Below are 18,906 nucleotides of genomic sequence, written 5' to 3' on the forward strand. Positions count from 1 at the left end.
TAATGATTCTACTGCCAAACTCTATACAGACTGCGGTATCTTTACCTGCGATGAACGTTTTGGCGAGGATGCAACAGCGGTATTTAACATGCTCTCCGGATATTCTGAGCCGAAACGCTGGAATAAACTGATCGTGGCTCCGATCTGGATGAAAGACAGATTCTTGAGTCTGATCGAGCGTGAGGCAGAGAATGCGAAGAAAGGTCTGCCTGCGCTGATCCGTGCAAAGATGAACTCTCTCTGCGATCCGAAGATCATTGAAGGACTGTATTATGCATCTTCCTGCGGAGTTCAGGTGGAGCTTCTGGTAAGGGGTATCTGCTGTCTGAAAGTAGGAATGCCGGGAATCAGTGAAAATATTCATGTCCGTTCTATTGTAGGGGAATTTCTGGAGCATAGCCGTATTTTCTATTTTGAAAACGGCGGAAACCCGGAAATCTATATGGGAAGTGCGGACTGGATGCCGCGTAACCTTGACCGCAGGGTAGAGATTGTTTTCCCTGTGGAAGATGAGAAAATCAAGAAAGAACTGGAATATGTACTTGATCTGGAATTTAAGGATAATGTGAAAGCTCACATCCTGCAGCCAGACGGCACTTATATCAAACCGGACAAACGAGGCAAAGCCCAGATCAACTCACAGATGGAATTCTGTCTGGAGGCAACGGAGAAGGCAGCACTTCATAAACACGAAGAAAAGAAATCCCGCGTATTCATTCCTGCAGAGCCTGCGGAGGATATAGAAGAATAAGAAATAATCAGGAAATGTCATGGAAAGCGATAGGGCTGCCATGACATTTCTGCTTTGAGGTAAAAAATTAAAAACTTTTTTGCAGGCGAAAATCGCGGAAATACAGGCTTTTTTGCATGAAAAATTCGAGAAAAATAAAAAAATTGAAATTTTTTAAAAAAAGTACTTGCATTTTAGAAAAAGATGGTGTATATTAAATGAGTCGACAGCGAAGAGCAAACGACAGACAAACAAATGGCCAGTTGGTCAAGGGGTTAAGACGTCGCCCTCTCACGGCGAAAACACGGGTTCGATTCCCGTACTGGCTGCTAAAAATAGTGAGAACTTAAGAAGAGATGATCAGAATTTCGATTCTGGTCATTTTTTTTCGGGTTTTATTCAGAATCACTGAAGTTGAAATATGATCAGGATGAAATATAGAACTTTTGGTTTTACAGAGGCTCACTATTCTCTTATTTTTGTAAATGTATACTTGAAATAATTGCGGATTGCGGATATAATAAAAGAACAAATGTTCGAATATATAGATGTCTGCAGAAAATTTTTACTTGACAGACAGCTGAATAAATCTGAATATATAGTATACAAATTATGAAAGAAAGGAAATGTAACAGACATGGCAAAGAAAAACACCTATGATGCAGGGAGTATCTCTGTCCTGGAAGGCCTGGAGGCGGTTCGTAAGCGTCCGGGAATGTACATCGGAAGTGTTTCACGAAAAGGATTAAATCATCTCATCTATGAGATCGTAGATAACGCAGTAGATGAACATCTGGCAGGATACTGCAGCCTGATCCACGTAGTTCTGGAAAAAGACGGCTCCTGTACAGTAACGGATAACGGACGAGGAATCCCGGTAGACATGCATGAGAAAGGCGTATCAGCAGAGCGTCTGGTATTTACTACACTGCATGCAGGAGGTAAATTTGACAATTCCGCTTACAAGACAAGCGGAGGACTTCACGGAGTAGGTTCTTCTGTTGTCAATGCTCTGTCTACATATCTTGACATTAAGATCAGCCGTGACGGATATGTACATCATGATCATTATGAGCGTGGAATCCCTACCCTTGAACTGGAAGAAGGACTTCTGCCGAAACTGGGCAAGACCAGACAGACAGGAACCAGCATTAACTTTCTCCCTGATCCGGAGATTTTTGAGAAGACAAGATTCTCAGCAACAGAGGTAAAGAGCAGACTTCATGAGACTGCATATCTGAATCCGGAACTGACCATTCATTTTGAAGATAAAAGAGGAACAGAAGTTGAAGATATTACCTATCATGAACCGGACGGCATCATCGGATTTATCAAGGATCTGAACCACAGTGCGGAAGTTCTGCATGATCCGGTTTATCTGAAAGGCGAAGCAGACGGTATTCAGGTAGAAGTGGCATTCCAGTTTACCAATGAATTTCGTGAGAATGTGCTGGGCTTCTGTAATAACATTTACAATGCAGAGGGCGGTACTCATCTGACTGGATTTAAGACTACTTTTACTACAGTCATGAATACCTATGCGAGAGAAATCGGCGTTCTGAAAGACAAGGATCCGAACTTCACAGGTGCAGATATCCGTAATGGAATGACAGCGGTTGTTTCCATCAAGCATCCGGAACCGCGTTTCGAAGGACAGACCAAGACAAAGCTGGACAACCAGGATGCATCCCGTGCAACCGGTAAGGTTGTGGGAGAGCAGATGGTACTCTATTTTGACCGAAAGCTGGAAACCCTTAAGACGATTCTTTCCTGCGCAGAGAAAGCTGCTAAGATCCGCAAGACAGAAGAGAGAGCAAAGACCAATCTTCTGACCAAACAGAAATATTCTTTTGATTCCAACGGAAAGCTGGCAAACTGCGAGAAAAAAGATCCGTCCCAGTGTGAGATTTTTATTGTAGAGGGAGATTCTGCGGGAGGTTCCGCAAAGACTGCCCGTAACCGAAATTACCAGGCAATCCTGCCAATCAGAGGTAAGATTCTGAACGTGGAGAAAGCAACCATTGACAAAGTACTTGCAAATGCAGAGATCAAGACAATGATCAATGCATTCGGATGCGGATTCTCTGAAGGATACGGAAATGACTTTGATATCACAAAGCTTCGCTATGACAAGATCGTGATCATGGCCGATGCCGATGTGGATGGAGCGCATATTTCCACACTGCTCCTTACTTTATTTTACCGTTTTATGCCGGATCTGATCACAGAGGGACATGTGTACATTGCCATGCCGCCGTTATATAAAGTGATGCCGAAGAAAGGACAGGAGGAATATCTGTACGATGACAAGGCACTTGAGAAATACAGACGTTCCCACAAACCGGGAAGTTTTACTTTACAGAGATATAAGGGTCTGGGAGAAATGGACGCAGATCAGCTCTGGGAAACAACCTTGAATCCAGAGACCAGAATGATGAAGCGTGTGGAGATTGAGGATGCAAGACTGGCATCCAGCGTGACAGAGGTTCTGATGGGAAGTGATGTTCCGCCGAGAAAGAAATTTATTTACGAGCATGCACAGGATGCGGAGTTGGACATCTGATGATTGTAATCCTGCAGAAAACTTATATCGTTACTGCTCACAGATAATATCCAGTGAGGCGTATTACTGAGCGCGAAGTGAACAATAACCTTATATCTGCAAGTGATTATTTGCTATAGAAGTTGAATGAATAAGCAGATACATGATCGTGTGTCTGAATGGAGGAATGAATTAAATGGAAACAAAACAGGAGAATGTAATCCCTACCGACTATGCGGAGGTCATGCAGAAATCCTATATCGATTATGCCATGAGCGTTATTATCTCCAGAGCCCTGCCGGATGTGCGTGACGGATTGAAGCCGGTGCAGAGAAGAACCCTGTATGATATGTATGAGTTGGGCATCCGCTATGACAGACCATATAGAAAATGTGCCCGTATCGTAGGTGATACCATGGGTAAATATCACCCACATGGTGACAGTTCTATTTACGAAGCACTTGTAGTAATGGCTCAGGATTTTAAGAAAGGCAAAACATTGGTCGACGGACATGGAAACTTCGGTTCTATCGAGGGTGACGGTGCAGCTGCCATGCGATATACAGAAGCCAGACTGGAGAAACTGACACAGGATGTCTTTCTCGAAGATCTGGATAAGAATGTAGTAGACTTTATGCCGAACTTTGACGAAACAGAGAAAGAGCCGGTGGTACTTCCTGTCAGAATCCCGAATTTGCTGGTAAACGGAGCAGACGGCATCGCGGTCGGCATGGCGACCAGCATCCCGCCTCATAATCTGGGTGAAGTAGTAGATGCGGTAAAAGCATATATGAAGAATAACGACATCAGCGTCAAAGGTCTGATGCGTTATCTCAAGGGACCGGATTTCCCGACGGGCGGTCTGGTAGTAAATAAAGATGATCTGCTCAAGATTTACGAAACAGGAACAGGTAAACTCCGTGTCAGAGGTAAAGTGGAGACAGTGAAGCTTAAAGGCGGCAGACAGCAGCTTGTAATCACTGAGATCCCGTACACGATGATCGGTGCAAATATCGGAAAATTCCTGAATGATATCGCATCCCTGGTAGAGAACAAGAAGACAACAGATATCGTGGATATCTCCAACCAGTCTTCCAAAGAGGGAATCCGTATCGTTCTCGATCTGAAACGTGATGCAGATGTAGAGAATCTTACAAATATGCTCTATAAGAAGACCAAGCTGGAAGATACCTTTGGCGTAAACATGCTGGCAGTTGCAGACGGCAGACCAGAGACACTGAGTCTGAAGCAGGTGATTGAGCATCATGTAGACTTCGTATTCGATGTCACAACCAGAAAATACACCACACTTCTGAACAAAGAGCAGGAGAAGAAAGAAATTCAGGAAGGTCTCATCAAAGCATGTGATGTGATAGACCTGATCATCGAGATCCTGCGTGGAAGCAAGAACAGAGAACAGGTAAAGAAATGCCTGGTCGATGGTGTGATAGAGGGAATCAAGTTCAAGAGCAAAGTCAGTGAGAAAGCTGCACAGAAGCTGCGCTTTTCAGAAAAACAGGCAGCAGCAATCCTGGATATGCGTCTGTACAAGCTGATTGGTCTGGAGATCGAAGCACTTCAGGCAGACTATGCAGAGACAATGAAGAACATTGCATTATATGAAGATATCCTGAATAATTATGATTCCATGGCAGAAGTAATCATGAAAGATCTGGACCAGATCAAGAAAGAATACGGAACCAAACGCCGTACAGTGATCGAGAATGCAGAGGAAGTTGTGTATGAAGAGAAGAAGATGGAAGAAATGGAAGTTACATTCCTGATGGACCGCTTCGGATACATGAGAATTATTGATAAATCTGCTTATGAGAGAAATAAAGAAGCTGCCAATGCAGAGAACAAATATGTATTTAACTGTATGAATACAGATAAGATCTGTATTTTTACAGATAACGGGAAGATGCACAGTATCAAAGTTGCGGATATTCCGCTGGTGCGTTTCAGAGATAAAGGAATGCCGGCAGATAACTTAAGCAATTATGATAGTGCACAGGAGCGAATGCTTTACGTTGCGCCGCTGGCATCCATAAAAGAAAATACACTTTTGTTTGTTACAGCAGCTTCTATGTGTAAGCTGGTAAGCGGTGCGGAGTTTGATGTGGCGAAGAGAACAATTGTATCCACGAAATTAGCAGAAGAAGATTCTCTGATCTTCGTAGGTTCAGCAGATGAGATGGAACAGGTAGTCCTCCAGAGTGAGGGTGGATACTTCCTCAGATTCCAGAGGCAGGATATTTCTTCTATGAAGAAAACATCCATCGGTGTGAGGGGAATGAAGCTGGCAGAAGGAGATAAGCTGGATCATGCATATCTTCTGGAAAGCCGCCAGGAATATACGATCACTTATCATGACAAACCTTATGTTCTCAACAAGGTGAAACTGTCCAAACGAGACAGTAAAGGAACGAAACCGCGGATATAAAATATTATTTTACGGTCTGAAAAACCAACAAATCCAGTAAAATCAAGGTTTTTACAGGAAAAGCCTTGCAATTGTAAAGAATTGGTGTTACAATACAGCTAAATTAGAACTTGTAAACATGGGAGTGGGCGTGAGCCCACTCTTATTTGTTGCATAGAAAGGCAGGTGGGAAAATGAGCAGACGGGAAGAATATGAAAAGCGCGCAGAGGAACTTCTGGCACCGATCGTAGAACAAAACGGTTTTGAATTGGTTGATGTAGAATATGTGAAGGAAGCAGGCAATTGGTATCTGAGAGGATATATTGATAAGCCAGGCGGAATTACAGTAAATGACTGCGAAGTAGTCAGCAGAGCATTCAGCGACAAACTGGACGAGAATGACTTCATCGAAGACAGTTACATTATGGAGATCAGTTCTCCGGGACTGGACAGACCGCTCAAGAAAGAAAAAGACTTTGAGAGAAACTTAGGAAAACAGGTGGAGATCCGTACCTACCGGCCAATCGAGAAACAAAAAGAGTTCTGCGGGGTTTTAACCGCATATGATAGTAACAGTGTGACAATCGATGAGGATGGAACCGAGCGTGTTTTTGACAAGAAAGACACAGCCCTGATACGCCTCGCAATAGAGTTTTAGTTGATAAATTCGGGAGGATAAGAAAAAAATGAACAGAGAGTTAATGGAGGCGCTGGATATCCTTGAAAAGGAAAAAAATATCAGCAAAGATACACTGCTTGAAGCAATCGAGCAGTCTCTGATCCAGGCTTGCAAGAACCATTTTGGTAAAGCTGACAACGTACATGTGACCATTGATCCGGAAACATGTGACTTCGCAGTGTATGCCGACAGAAACATCGTAGAATATGTAGAAGATCCTGCAATGGAGATCTCGCTTGCAGATGCATTAAAGATCACATCCAGAGCTGAGATCGGCGCAATGGTACAGGTTCCGATCCAGTCCAAGGAATTCGGACGTATCGCAACACAGAATGCAAAGAACGTCATTCTGCAGAAGATCCGCGAGGAAGAGCGTAAGGTACTGTTTGACGAATACTACGGAAAAGAGAAAGAAGTAGTAACCGGTATCGTACAGCGTGTGATGGGCAAGAATGTAAGTATCAACCTTGGTAAGGCAGATGCAGTATTAAGCGAGAACGAGCAGGTAAAAGGTGAGACTTTCGAGCCGACTGAGAGAATCAAAGTATATATCCTCGAAGTTAAGGATACACCGAAAGGACCACGTATCCTTGTATCCAGAACTCATCCGGGTCTTGTAAAACGTCTCTTCGAATCCGAAGTAGCAGAAGTAAAAGACGGAACTGTTGAAATCAAGAGCATTGCCCGTGAGGCAGGTTCCCGTACAAAGATCGCTGTATGGAGCAACGATCCGGACGTAGATGCAGTAGGCGCATGCGTAGGTATGAACGGTGCCCGTGTCAATGCAGTAGTTGAGGAACTTCGCGGTGAGAAGATTGATATCATCAACTGGGATGAGAACCCGGCAATCCTGATCGAGAATGCATTAAGCCCTGCAAAAGTTATCGCAGTTATGGCAGATCCTGATGAGAAGACAGCTTTAGTAGTTGTTCCTGATTATCAGCTTTCTCTTGCAATCGGTAAAGAAGGACAGAATGCACGTCTTGCAGCAAGACTTACTGGCTTCAAGATCGATATCAAGAGCGAGACTCAGGCAAAAGAGTCCGGTGATTTCTATGATTATGATGACGAAGCAGAGGAAACAGAAGAGACTGCTTCTGAAGAAATTACAGATGCTGATGCAGATGATATTGAAACAGATGATGTTGAAACAGAAGATGCAGCAGAAGAGGTTCCTGTAGACGAAGAGTCTGAAGAAGTTCAGGAAGCAGAAGAGAATGAAGACGAAGAGTAAGATTCCTATGCGCCAGTGTACCGGCTGCAGGGAAATGAAAAGCAAGAAAGAAATGATCAGAGTCCTTAAGACCACTGAAGATGAGATCGTACTTGACACTACCGGCAAGAAGAACGGCAGAGGCGCGTATCTCTGCTTTTCCAGAGAATGTCTGGACAAAGCGATCAAGAATCACGGACTTGAGCATTCTCTGAAGACTGCAGTTCCGGACGAAGTATATGAACGACTTAAAAAGGAGCTGGAAGATATTGAAAAATAACAAAGTACTGTCGCTGATAGGGCTGGCTACCAAAGCGGGCAAGACCGTAAGCGGAGAATTTTCTACAGAGAAATCTGTTAAGACCGGAAAAGGACTGCTTGTGATCGTGGCTGAGGATGCCTCCGAGAATACAAAGAAGAAATTTCGGAACATGTGCAGTTTTTACGAAGTTCCAATCTACTTCCTCTCAGATAAAGAGAGTTTAGGCAGAGCAATGGGAAAGGAGTACCGTGCCTGTCTGGCTGTCCAGGATGAGAACTTTGCGAAAGCAATCATGAAGGAGGTATAGCAATTGTCTAAATTGCGGGTACATGAGCTGGCAGGAGAGCTTGGACGACAGAACAAAGAAGTAATCGAGTTTCTGAAATCCAGAGGTGTTGAAGTCAAGAGCCATATGAGTATGGTGGATGAGCCTCTGATTTCGGTGGTAAAAAATAGATTTTCAAATAATAACAGGGGAAAGGAGCATATTGCGAAATTGGATACTCCCAAGACAGAAGAAAAGGTTGTAACAGCAAAATCTGAAGGAGATAAAGCTGAAACACCTAAAAAGAAAAAAAATATTATCCGTGTTTACCATGCACAGAATGCAAGTGACGGAGGAAAAACAACAAGAAAGAAACCGGCAAAAGCCGAAGGCGAGAGAACAGGTGCGCCAAGAAATACAGAAGGAAAATCTTCTGATAACAGAACAGATGGTGACAGACCAAGAAGAAATAATGGAGACCGTTCCAATGCCGGTAACAGAAGACCGCAGGGAGACGGAAACCGTCAGGGAAGATTCCAGGGCGAAGGCAGAGCTCAGGGCGATGGAAATCGTCAGGGCGGACGCTTCGGCAGTCAGGGAAGATCCCAGGGTGACGGTCAGGGACGCCAGGGTGGAAGACCACAGGGCGATGGAAATCGTCAGGGTGGACGTTTCGGCGGTCAGGGAAGATCCCAGGGTGATGGCCAGGGTGGAAGATTCCAGGGCGATGGAAATCGTCAGGGTGGACGTTTCGGCAGCCAGGGAAGATCTCAGGGCGATAACCGCCAGGGAGGCAGACCACAGGGTAATGGTCAGGGCCGTCCGGATGGAAACAGAAGTGAGGGACGCGACGGACGCTTCGGCGGCGGTCAGGGACGTCAGGGACAGCGCCAGAATACCAGAAAGAATGATGATATGGTATTTGCACCGGAACTGACCAAGACTTCCAAAGACAGCAAGAGAGAGCGCGACAGAGAAAACAAGAATAAGAAGAAAGATTTCGATAAGAGCCAGAGCGGCGGACGCAGACCAAATCAGGGTGGATTCAACAAGAATTCCAGAATCCCGAAAGCTCTGCAGAAACCAACTCCACAGCCAAAACAGGAAGAGAAGAAACCTGAGGTTAAAGAAATCACACTTCCGGAAAAGATGACAATCCGTGAACTGGCAGAAGCAATGAAGATGCAGCCGTCAGTGATCGTTAAGAAACTCTTCATGGAAGGTATGATGGTTACTGTAAACCATGAGATCGACTTTGAGAAAGCTCAGGAGATCGCTCTGGATTACGATATCATCGCAGAAAAAGAAGAGAAAGTGGACGTCATCGAAGAACTCCTCAAAGAGGACGAAGAAGACGAGAAAGATATGGTTCCGAGACCACCTGTAGTCTGTGTTATGGGTCATGTCGATCATGGTAAAACATCTCTTCTGGATGCAATCCGTAAGACAAACGTAACACGCGGCGAGGCCGGCGGTATCACACAGCATATCGGTGCTTCTGTAGTAGAGGTTAACGGTCAGAAGATCACATTCCTGGATACACCTGGACATGAAGCTTTTACAGCCATGCGTATGCGTGGTGCAAACTCCACAGATATCGCAGTTCTGGTCGTAGCAGCAGATGATGGTGTAATGCCTCAGACTGTAGAGGCTATCAGCCATGCAAAAGCAGCAGGTGTTGAGATCATCGTAGCCATCAATAAGATTGATAAACCAAGTGCAAATATCGAACGTGTAAAACAGGAACTTTCCGAGTATGAACTGATTCCGGAAGACTGGGGCGGAAGCACAATCTTCGTTCCTGTATCTGCACACACAGGAGAAGGAATCGATACTCTTCTTGAGATGATCCTGCTTACAGCAGAAGTTTGTGAACTCAAAGCAAATCCGAACCGTGAAGCAAGAGGTCTTGTAATTGAGGCTCAGCTTGATAAAGGTAAAGGTCCTGTTGCTACTATCCTTGTTCAGAAAGGTACTCTCCATGTAGGAGACTTCATTGCAGCAGGAGCATGTAATGGTAAAGTTCGTGCAATGATGGACGATAAAGGACGCAGAATTAAAGAAGCAGGTCCGTCTACTCCGGTAGAAATCCTCGGACTTGGTGATGTTCCGAATGCAGGTGAGATCCTCCTTTCATTCGAGAGCGATAAAGAAGCGAAGAACTTCGCAGGTGCATTTGTATCTGAGAATAAGAACCGTCTTCTTGAAGAAACTAAGGGCAAACTGTCTCTGGATAACCTCTTTGACCAGATTCAGGCAAGCGATCTGAAAGAGCTGCCGATCATCGTCAAAGCAGACGTACAGGGATCTGTAGAAGCCGTAAAACAGAGCTTAACAAAGCTTTCCAACGAAGAAGTAGTTGTAAAAGTAATCCATGGCGGTGTTGGTGCTGTCAATGAATCTGACGTAAGTCTTGCAGCTACATCTAACGCGATCATCATCGGATTTAACGTTCGTCCTGATGCAACAGCAAAACAGCTTGCTGAGCAGGAAGGTGTAGATCTTCGTCTGTACAGAGTCATCTATCAGGCAATCGAAGATGTGGAAGCTGCCATGAAGGGTATGCTGGATCCTGTATTCGAGGAGAAAGTTATCGGTCATGCAGAAGTACGTCAGCTGTTCAAAGCATCCGGTGTTGGAACAATCGCAGGAAGCTATATCCTGGATGGTATCTTCCAGAGAAACTGCAAGGTTCGTATTTCCAGAGAAGGCGAGCAGATCTTCGAAGGCGAACTTGCATCCCTGAAGAGATTCAAAGACGATGTTAAGGAAGTTAAGGCAGGATACGAGTGTGGTCTTGTATTTGACGGATTTAACGATGTCAAGGAAGAAGATAAAGTAGAAGCTTATATCATGGTAGAAGTACCTAGATAGTTACTGTTCACATACCACTATTCCGCGAGGTGTTTTGACATGAATATGTCAAAATCCCGAGACATACAGTGCGAATTTATGCGATTAGCATAAATTCTGTGCATCGCGGAGCGTTGTACTGTGAGCGGAGTGAACAGTACCTAGATAGTTAATGTAAATATGGGGTGCGCGATTCATGGTGTTACGGACAGCGTGACGCGCACCTTATTTGTAACAGATATAATTTGATATTTGACACGGATGTTTCTGAGTCGTTGTTTGCTGTTTTTCAGGAGGTGTTTTGATAACATTACTGCGGAAGTGAACGGTAATGGTTCGGAGATACAGACGCTGGAGTGAGAAAATCATTATTATATCTGAATATAGGAGTATATTAAAATGAGAAAAAACAGTATTAAGAATACACGGATCAATGGAGAAGTTCAGAAAGAACTCAGCACCATTATCCGCAACGAGATCAAGGACCCGCGTATTCATCCAATGACATCTGTCATGGCTGTAGAAGTGGCTCCTGATCTGAAAACATGTAAAGCATACATCAGTGTGCTGGGAGAGAAAGAAGCAAAAGAGGCAACCATCAAAGGCCTCAAGAGTGCAGAAGGCTACATCAGACGCCAGCTTGCACGCAACTTAAATCTGAGAAACACACCGGAGATCCGTTTCATTCTGGACGAATCTATTGAATACGGCGTAAATATGTCCAAACTGATTGATGACGTTACAAAGAAAGACAACTCCCACAGACAGGCTGAGGAGCAGGAAGAGATTTGAGAGGGTGAATGCATGAAGAATATTTCGGAAATACTGGAAGGAGTAAAAACAGTGGGAATCGGCGGACACATCCGTCCGGATGGTGACTGCGTTGGTTCCTGTATGGCATTGTATTTATATGTAAAAACCTATTATCCGGAAATTCAGGTAGATGTTTATCTGGATAATCCGAAACCTGTTTTCGGACATATTGACTGTATGGATGAGATCAAAACAGAGCTGGACGGTGACAAAGAGTACGATCTTTTTGTTACCTGCGATGTAAGCGCCAGAGACAGACTTGCTCTTGCAGGTCCGTACTTCGACACTGCAAAAAAAACTGCCTGCATTGACCATCATATCAGCAATCCGGGATTTGCACAGACCAATCACATCAGGGGCGAAGTAAGCTCTGCATGTGAGGTGCTCTATGGACTGCTTGATCCTGAGAAAGTAACCCGCACGATCGCTGTACCGATCTATACAGGAATGGTTCATGATACAGGAGTATTTCAGTATTCCTCAACTTCACCGGAAACCATGCGTATCGCAGGTGAGCTGATGAAGACAGGATTCAATTTCAGCAAGATCATTGACGAGTCTTTTTATCAGAAAACTTACGTTCAGAATCAGGTTATGGGACGTGTTCTTGCAGAAAGTATCCTGATTCTGGATGGCAAATGCATTATCGGATATCTTAAGAAAAAAGACATGGAATTCTACGGAGTAGAAGGCAAAGATCTGGATGGCATTGTCAGCCAGCTTCGCCTTACAGAAGGCGTAGAAGTTGCCATGTTCCTGTATGAACTGGAAACACAGTCCTTTAAGGTTTCCCTCCGTTCCAACGGCAATGTCGATGTAAGCAAGATCGCGGTATACTTTGGCGGCGGCGGTCATATGAGAGCAGCAGGATGTGACCTGCAGGGATCTGTATATGATGTCATCAACAATGTGACAGAACAGATCTGCAAAGAGTTTCAGGAGTGCGAAGTCTGATGGATGGAGTAATTGTAATCCGCAAGGAAAAAGGTTTTACTTCCCATGATGTAGTAGCAAAGCTACGCGGCATTCTTCATATGAAGAAGATTGGACATACCGGAACTCTGGATCCGGACGCAGAGGGCGTACTCCCGGTGGCTCTGGGAAAAGCAACCCGTCTGGTGGATATGATCACGGATAAAGAGAAAACATACGAAGCAGTGATGCACCTGGGTGTTGTCACAGACACACAGGATATGAGCGGAACTGTACTTTCGCAGGCAGAAGAACTTCATGTCACAGAAGAGGAACTGAGAGCTGCAATAGAGTCTTTCGTAGGAGATTACATGCAGATTCCTCCGATGTATTCCGCACTGAAAGTCAACGGAAAAAAACTCTATGAACTTGCCAGAGAAGGCAAGACCGTAGAGCGCAAACCAAGACCTGTACATTTCTATGAAATAGAGATTCTTGAGATTGCGCTGCCTCTTGTACGTTTCCGCGTGACCTGCAGCAAGGGAACCTATATCCGTACTTTGTGCTATGATATCGGAGAAAAACTTGGATGCGGGGCAGCAATGGAAACTCTTTTGCGCACAAAGGTAGGCAGATTTACACTGGATGATGCCATCACCCTGGCACAGACAGAAGAAGCAGCGCAGAACGGTGAGATAGAAAGTAAGGTTCTCGGCATCGAGAAAATCCTTGCAGAGTATCCGCGTGTATGCTGCACAAAAGAAGGCGACAGACTTCTGGCTAATGGAAATCCTCTTGTACAGGCGCTGGTTGATGCAGAGGAGAAAAACGGATGGATCCGTATGTGCAACAGCGAAGGACTTTTTGCCGGAGTTTATCAGTGGGATGAAAAGAGAGACAGATATTTTCCTGTAAAAATGTTCTGACCTGATTTATGATCCGGTTACAGATAAAAGCAGATGATGTATCAGTCTGATGAAAGAATAAGATTGCTTGTTTTTTGCAATAGAAGAACAGTAATGTGGCTATAGGAGACACGATGGAATATTTAAGGATTGAACATGATTTTCCCAGAATTTCACACAGTGCGGTAACACTTGGGAAGTTTGACGGTATACACCGCGGACATCAGAAACTGGTTGAGAAAATTATTGAGCAGAAACAGGAAGGTGCACAGGCGGTTGTACTTGCACTTGGAACTGCCTCAAGAACAATCCTCACAAAGGAAGAGAGATGCCGTGTTCTGGAAGGAATGGGAGTGGATGTGCTGTTGGAGTGCCCGCTCACTGAGAAAATACGGCACATGAAAGCAGAGAATTTTATAAAAGAAATACTGATAGGGGACCTGCAGGCCTCCTATGTGGCGGTTGGAGAGGATTTCCGTTTTGGCTATGAGCGGAAAGGAACTCCCACCATGCTGAAAGAGTTCGGAAAGAAATATGGATTTTATACGGAAGTTCTGCCAAAAGAAATGGACGGACGCCGTAAGATCAGCAGCACATTTGTCAGAGAAGAACTGAACAGAGGAAATATGGAGAAATTCCATTACCTTATGGGAACCGACTTCTCAGTGGAAGGAATTATCGAACATGGACGTGGAATGGGACACAAATATCTGCTCCCGACCACAAACCTGATTCCTCCGGTGGAGAAACTGATGCCTCCAAACGGCGTTTACATTACCGTTTCCCATTTCAAAGACAAAGACTATCAGGGAATCACCAATGTGGGGCATAAGCCTACAGTTGGTGGTGAGAAATTTATCGGTGTGGAGACATACCTTTTTGACTGCAATAAGAATCTGTATGGAGAATACTGCAAAGTGGATTTCAAAAAATTCCTCAGACCAGAGCAGAAGTTCTCTTCGCTGGAAGCGCTGAAAGCACAGCTGCAGAGAGATGCGGATAAGGGAAAAGAATACTTTAAACAGGTTAAGTAATCCGTTTGTTTTAAACATAAAATGTTGATAAATAAGAGGAATTTGTACTTGTAGAAAATATTCTGCATATAAATCTCCAGACAAATGTTTCGCATACAACCTGACTATAAAATGTTGGATTTTATAGTCAGAGATTTTTATTTTTAAGTTTGTAAAAAAAGAGGTTTACACGCCAAGGTCAATGTGCTATACTAACCAAGGTGAATTTAGCCCATGTTCAGGGACAGGATACTCCGACCATCTCTTAATATGTGGCGGTCAATCAACAATAATTATAAGAATATAGGAGGAAATCACAATGATTTCAAAAGAAAAGAAAGCAGCAATCATGAAAGAATATGCAAGAACTGAAGGAGATACAGGATCACCGGAAGTACAGGTAGCAGTTCTTACAGCAAGAATTCAGGAACTTACAGAGCATTTACAGAGCAACCATAAAGATCATCACTCCAGACGTGGTCTTCTGAAAATGGTAGGTCAGAGACGTGGACTGTTAGCTTACCTGAAGAAAACAGACATCGAAAGATACCGTGCACTGATTGAAAAATTAGGCTTAAGAAAATAATAGCCTTTTAGTATGCGGAAGGGGGCGGATTTCCATCCGCCTCCCTTTTTATGTAAGTTAAATTGTTGTTCTGGATGTGTCTGCATGTTCAGAAACTGCGCAATGTGACAGGAGTTATTTCCGAGACTACTGAAAAGATTATTTTAATGAAAGTAGTTTTTTCAGTTGTTTCGGACTCCTGTTTTATAAGTAATGATTTCATGAAAAGCCCCAATGATAATGTGGGCAGTTTTGCAAAGTAATATAACAACCCCAATATGAAAAAAGGAGAATGAACGTATGTACAAAAGTTATTCCATGGAATTAGCTGGAAGAACCTTAACAGTAGATATCAACCGTGTTGCGAAACAGGCAAACGGTGCTGCATTAATGCATTATGGCGATACTACAGTTTTATCTACAGCAACAGCATCTAAAGAGCCAAGAGAAGGAATCGATTTCTTCCCGTTAAGCGTTGAATACGAAGAGAAAATGTATGCAGTAGGAAAAATCCCTGGAGGATTCAATAAGAGAGAGGGAAAAGCAAGCGAACATGCAATCCTTACTTCCCGTGTAATCGACAGACCAATGCGTCCTCTGTTCCCGAAGGACTACAGAAATGACGTAACATTAGTAAACATGGTTATGTCTGTTGATCCACAGTGTAATCCGGAGATCCCGGCTATGCTTGGTTCCTCTATCGCAACCTGCATTTCCGATATCCCGTTTGACGGTCCATGTGCAACTACACAGGTTGGTCTCATTAATGGTGAGTATATCATCAACCCGACTATGGCACAGAAAGATGTTTCTGATCTTCAGCTTACAGTAGCTTCCACAAGAGAGAAAGTAATCATGATCGAAGCCGGTGCAAAAGAAGTTCCGGAAGATAAGATGATCGAAGCTATCTACAAAGCTCACGAAGTAAACCAGGAAATCATCAAATTTATCGATAAGATCGTAGAAGAATGCGGCAAACCAAAACACAGCTATGAATCGTGCGCTGTTCCGGAAGAACTTTTCGCAGCGATCAAAGAAATCGTGCCTTCGGAAGAAATGGAAGTTGCAGTATTCTCTGATGACAAACAGACAAGAGAAGAGAACATCCGCCAGGTAACAGAGAAGCTGAAAGAAGCTTTTGCTGACAATGAAGAATGGCTTGCAGTTCTTGGCGAAGCTGTATATCAGTACCAGAAGAAGACTGTACGTAAAATGATCTTAAAAGACCATAAACGTCCAGATGGCCGTGCGATCACACAGATCCGTCCTCTGGCAGCAGAGACAGATATCATCCCGAGAGTACATGGTTCTGCTATGTTCACACGTGGACAGACACAGATCTGTACAATTACAACTCTTGCTCCTCTTGCAGAAGCACAGAGACTTGACGGACTTGATGAGTTCGAAACTACAAAGAGATATATGCATCACTACAACTTCCCGTCCTACTCTGTAGGTGAGACAAAACCATCCAGAGGACCGGGACGTCGTGAGATCGGACATGGTGCACTTGCTGAGAGAGCACTGGTTCCTGTACTTCCAAGCGAAGAGGAATTCCCATATGCGATCCGTACTGTATCTGAGACATTTGAATCCAACGGTTCTACTTCTCAGGCAAGTATCTGCGCATCTACTATGTCTCTGATGGCAGCAGGCGTACCGATCAAGAAACCGGTAGCTGGTATTTCCTGCGGTCTGGTAACAGGCGAGACAGATGATGATTACATCGTTCTGACAGATATCCAGGGACTGGAAGACTTCTTCGGAGATATGGACTTCAAGGTAGCCGGAACACATGACGGTATCACAGCAATCCAGATGGATATCAAGATCCATGGATTGACAAGACCGATCGTAGAAGAAGCAATCAGACGTACAAAAGAAGCAAGAGAATACATCTTGACAGAAGTTATGGAGAAATGCATTGCAGCTCCACGTACAACTGTAGGCGAATATGCTCCGAAGATCATCCAGATTCAGATCGACCCTCAGAAGATCGGTGATGTTGTAGGTCAGAGAGGAAAGACTATCAACACAATCATCGAGCGTACAGGCGTTAAGATCGACATCACAGATGAAGGTGCAGTATCTATCTGCGGCGTAGACCAGAAGAGCATGGATGAGGCAGCTAACATGGTTAAGATCATTGCAACTGACTTCGAAGCAGGACAGATCTTCACAGGTAAAGTGGTCAGCATCAAAGAGTTCGGTGCATTCATCGAATTTGCACCAGGCAAAGAGGGAATGGTACACATTTCCAAGATCTGTAAAGAAAGAATCAACCGTGTTGAGGACGTTCTCACACTTGGCGATAAAGTTAAGGTTGTCTGCCTTGGCAAAGACAAGATGGGAAGAATCAGCTTCAGCATGAAGGACGTACCGGAAGAAGCGTAAAAAATTATGAGATATCACAATATTACCAAGGACGATATGCTTAATGGCGACGGACTTCGTGTAGTGCTCTGGGTAGCAGGATGTAATCACTGCTGTCCGGAGTGCCAGAATCCTGTCACCTGGGATCCAAACGGCGGACTGCCTTTTACTGAGGCGGAACGTGCAGAGATTTATGAGGAGCTGGACAAGGACTATGTGAGCGGAATCACATTCTCCGGCGGAGATCCGCTACACCCGGCAAATATCACTGAGGTAACAGCCTTTGCGAAGGAAATCAGAAAGAGATATCCGGGCAAGACAATCTGGCTTTATACAGGTTTCCGCTGGGAGGAAATCTGCAAAGAAGAAGTCGTGCGTTATCTGGATGTCTGCGTAGACGGTGAATTTGAGGTGGACAAGAAAGAACTTTCCCTGAAATGGAAAGGCTCCAGCAATCAGAGAGTGATCGATGTTCCCAAAACTCTTCATGAAGGAAAAGTTGTATTGCATAAATAAGAAATATACAGGCAGTTCAAGTATGCTCAGGTGTACCTGAACTGTCTGTTTTGCTAAAGAGAGGAAAAATGAAAATGAAACGAATCGCAAAATTCCATAAAGTAAGCAAAGAACGCTTCACAGCAGACTGGATCGACACTTTTGTACAGTCTCAGGAAGAAGCAGAGAAAGTATACGAATCCATCCGCCTGCCAAAGAGAGCAACAGCCGGAAGTGCAGGATATGACTTCTTCGCACCGGCAGAATTTACCCTGAAACCAGGCGAAACAGTAAAGATCCCGACAGGAATCCGTGTAGAAATGCAACCGGAATGGGTACTGAAATGCTATCCGAGAAGCGGGCTTGGCTTCAAATACCGTCTCCAGCTCAACAATACAGTAGGCATCATTGACAGCGATTATTTCTACTCAGACAACGAAGGACATATTTTTGCTAAGATTACAAACGATTCCAATGAAAATAAAACTCTGACAATTCCGGCAGATACAGGATTTATGCAGGGAATCTTTGTAGAGTATGGAATTACAGTAGACGACGATGCGACTGAAATCCGCAATGGTGGATTCGGAAGTACTACAGCAAAATAAAAAATATTTCACAAATTCTGTTTTAAAAATTAATGACAGAGTGTTTAAAAAGTAGAACATATGAAGGAAATGAATATTTTGACTTTACGTTCTACTTTTTCTTTGTTATAATATTTTGAGATTCAAAATATTTGTAATTCATATCTATAAATGAGCAAATTTGAAAAATTGCACAAAACTACACTGCGAATTTCATAAATGAATCAAAATCATTGCTTTCCTTTGCGCATTGAAAAAGATAACGATACTTTTCCA

Annotated in this window: 15 protein-coding genes, 1 tRNA gene and 1 pseudogene; all 17 read left to right on the forward strand. The window is 43.9% G+C overall.

The features are described from left to right. Positions 1-751, forward strand: a pseudogene (locus ACTNES_RS12920) (RNA degradosome polyphosphate kinase); the annotation flags it as partial. A 236-nt stretch (positions 752-987) separates the two neighbouring features. Further along, positions 988-1,059, forward strand: a tRNA-Glu gene (locus ACTNES_RS12925). Between the two features lie 308 nt (positions 1,060-1,367). Next, positions 1,368-3,293: a DNA gyrase/topoisomerase IV subunit B gene (locus tag ACTNES_RS12930; RefSeq protein ID WP_291817322.1), complete on the forward strand. Its 1,926-nt coding sequence runs from the start codon at positions 1,368-1,370 to the stop codon at positions 3,291-3,293. Positions 3,294-3,468: 175 nt separating this feature from the next. Beyond that, positions 3,469-5,715 (forward strand): DNA gyrase/topoisomerase IV subunit A, encoded by a 2,247-nt coding sequence (locus ACTNES_RS12935; protein ID WP_441039559.1) that lies wholly within the window; start codon positions 3,469-3,471, stop codon positions 5,713-5,715. A gap of 173 nt (positions 5,716-5,888) precedes the next feature. Then, a complete protein-coding gene (gene rimP / locus ACTNES_RS12940) occupies positions 5,889-6,353 on the forward strand; it encodes a ribosome maturation factor RimP (RefSeq protein ID WP_216459832.1) in 465 nt (154 codons plus the stop codon). A gap of 28 nt (positions 6,354-6,381) precedes the next feature. After that, positions 6,382-7,608, forward strand: a complete 1,227-nt coding sequence (gene nusA, locus ACTNES_RS12945) for a transcription termination factor NusA (protein ID WP_216459833.1) — start codon at positions 6,382-6,384, stop codon at positions 7,606-7,608. Further along, the gene (gene rnpM, locus ACTNES_RS12950; protein ID WP_441039561.1) at positions 7,592-7,867 is read left to right on the forward strand and encodes an RNase P modulator RnpM; all 276 of its coding nucleotides are present in this window, start codon (positions 7,592-7,594) and stop codon (positions 7,865-7,867) included. The genes nusA and rnpM overlap by 17 nt, the downstream gene beginning before the upstream one ends. Then, positions 7,857-8,156 carry a L7Ae/L30e/S12e/Gadd45 family ribosomal protein gene (locus ACTNES_RS12955; RefSeq protein ID WP_118508557.1) on the forward strand — a complete coding sequence of 100 codons (300 nt, stop codon included), beginning with the start codon at positions 7,857-7,859 and terminating at the stop codon, positions 8,154-8,156. Before rnpM ends, ACTNES_RS12955 begins: the two co-directional genes overlap by 11 nt. A gap of 3 nt (positions 8,157-8,159) precedes the next feature. After that, a complete protein-coding gene (infB, locus tag ACTNES_RS12960; RefSeq protein WP_291817446.1) occupies positions 8,160-10,988 on the forward strand; it encodes a translation initiation factor IF-2 in 2,829 nt (942 codons plus the stop codon). A gap of 378 nt (positions 10,989-11,366) precedes the next feature. Beyond that, entirely contained in the window at positions 11,367-11,759 is a 393-nt protein-coding gene (rbfA, locus tag ACTNES_RS12965) for a 30S ribosome-binding factor RbfA (RefSeq protein ID WP_118508559.1), read from the forward strand. A gap of 12 nt (positions 11,760-11,771) precedes the next feature. Then, positions 11,772-12,734 (forward strand): DHH family phosphoesterase, encoded by a 963-nt coding sequence (locus ACTNES_RS12970; protein WP_291817448.1) that lies wholly within the window; start codon positions 11,772-11,774, stop codon positions 12,732-12,734. Continuing rightward, on the forward strand, positions 12,731-13,618 hold the full coding sequence (gene truB, locus ACTNES_RS12975) for a tRNA pseudouridine(55) synthase TruB (RefSeq protein WP_334303497.1): 888 nt from the start codon (positions 12,731-12,733) through the stop codon (positions 13,616-13,618). The genes ACTNES_RS12970 and truB overlap by 4 nt, the downstream gene beginning before the upstream one ends. A 113-nt stretch (positions 13,619-13,731) precedes the next feature. After that, the gene (locus ACTNES_RS12980; RefSeq protein WP_291817452.1) at positions 13,732-14,631 is read left to right on the forward strand and encodes a bifunctional riboflavin kinase/FAD synthetase; all 900 of its coding nucleotides are present in this window, start codon (positions 13,732-13,734) and stop codon (positions 14,629-14,631) included. 298 nt (positions 14,632-14,929) lie between these two features. Further along, a complete protein-coding gene (gene rpsO, locus ACTNES_RS12985; RefSeq protein ID WP_008707580.1) occupies positions 14,930-15,196 on the forward strand; it encodes a 30S ribosomal protein S15 in 267 nt (88 codons plus the stop codon). A 279-nt stretch (positions 15,197-15,475) separates the two neighbouring features. Next, positions 15,476-17,569, forward strand: coding sequence for a polyribonucleotide nucleotidyltransferase (locus tag ACTNES_RS12990; RefSeq protein WP_441039565.1), 2,094 nt, complete (start codon positions 15,476-15,478; stop codon positions 17,567-17,569). A 6-nt stretch (positions 17,570-17,575) separates the two neighbouring features. After that, positions 17,576-18,064, forward strand: coding sequence for an anaerobic ribonucleoside-triphosphate reductase activating protein (nrdG, locus tag ACTNES_RS12995; RefSeq protein ID WP_291804609.1), 489 nt, complete (start codon positions 17,576-17,578; stop codon positions 18,062-18,064). Positions 18,065-18,138: 74 nt separating this feature from the next. Further along, positions 18,139-18,651 carry a deoxyuridine 5'-triphosphate nucleotidohydrolase gene (locus ACTNES_RS13000; RefSeq protein ID WP_291817456.1) on the forward strand — a complete coding sequence of 171 codons (513 nt, stop codon included), beginning with the start codon at positions 18,139-18,141 and terminating at the stop codon, positions 18,649-18,651. Positions 18,652-18,906 lie beyond the last annotated feature (255 nt).

The organism is Blautia sp. HCP3S3_D9, from assembly GCF_052063845.1.
GTDB lineage: Bacteria > Bacillota > Clostridia > Lachnospirales > Lachnospiraceae > Blautia_A.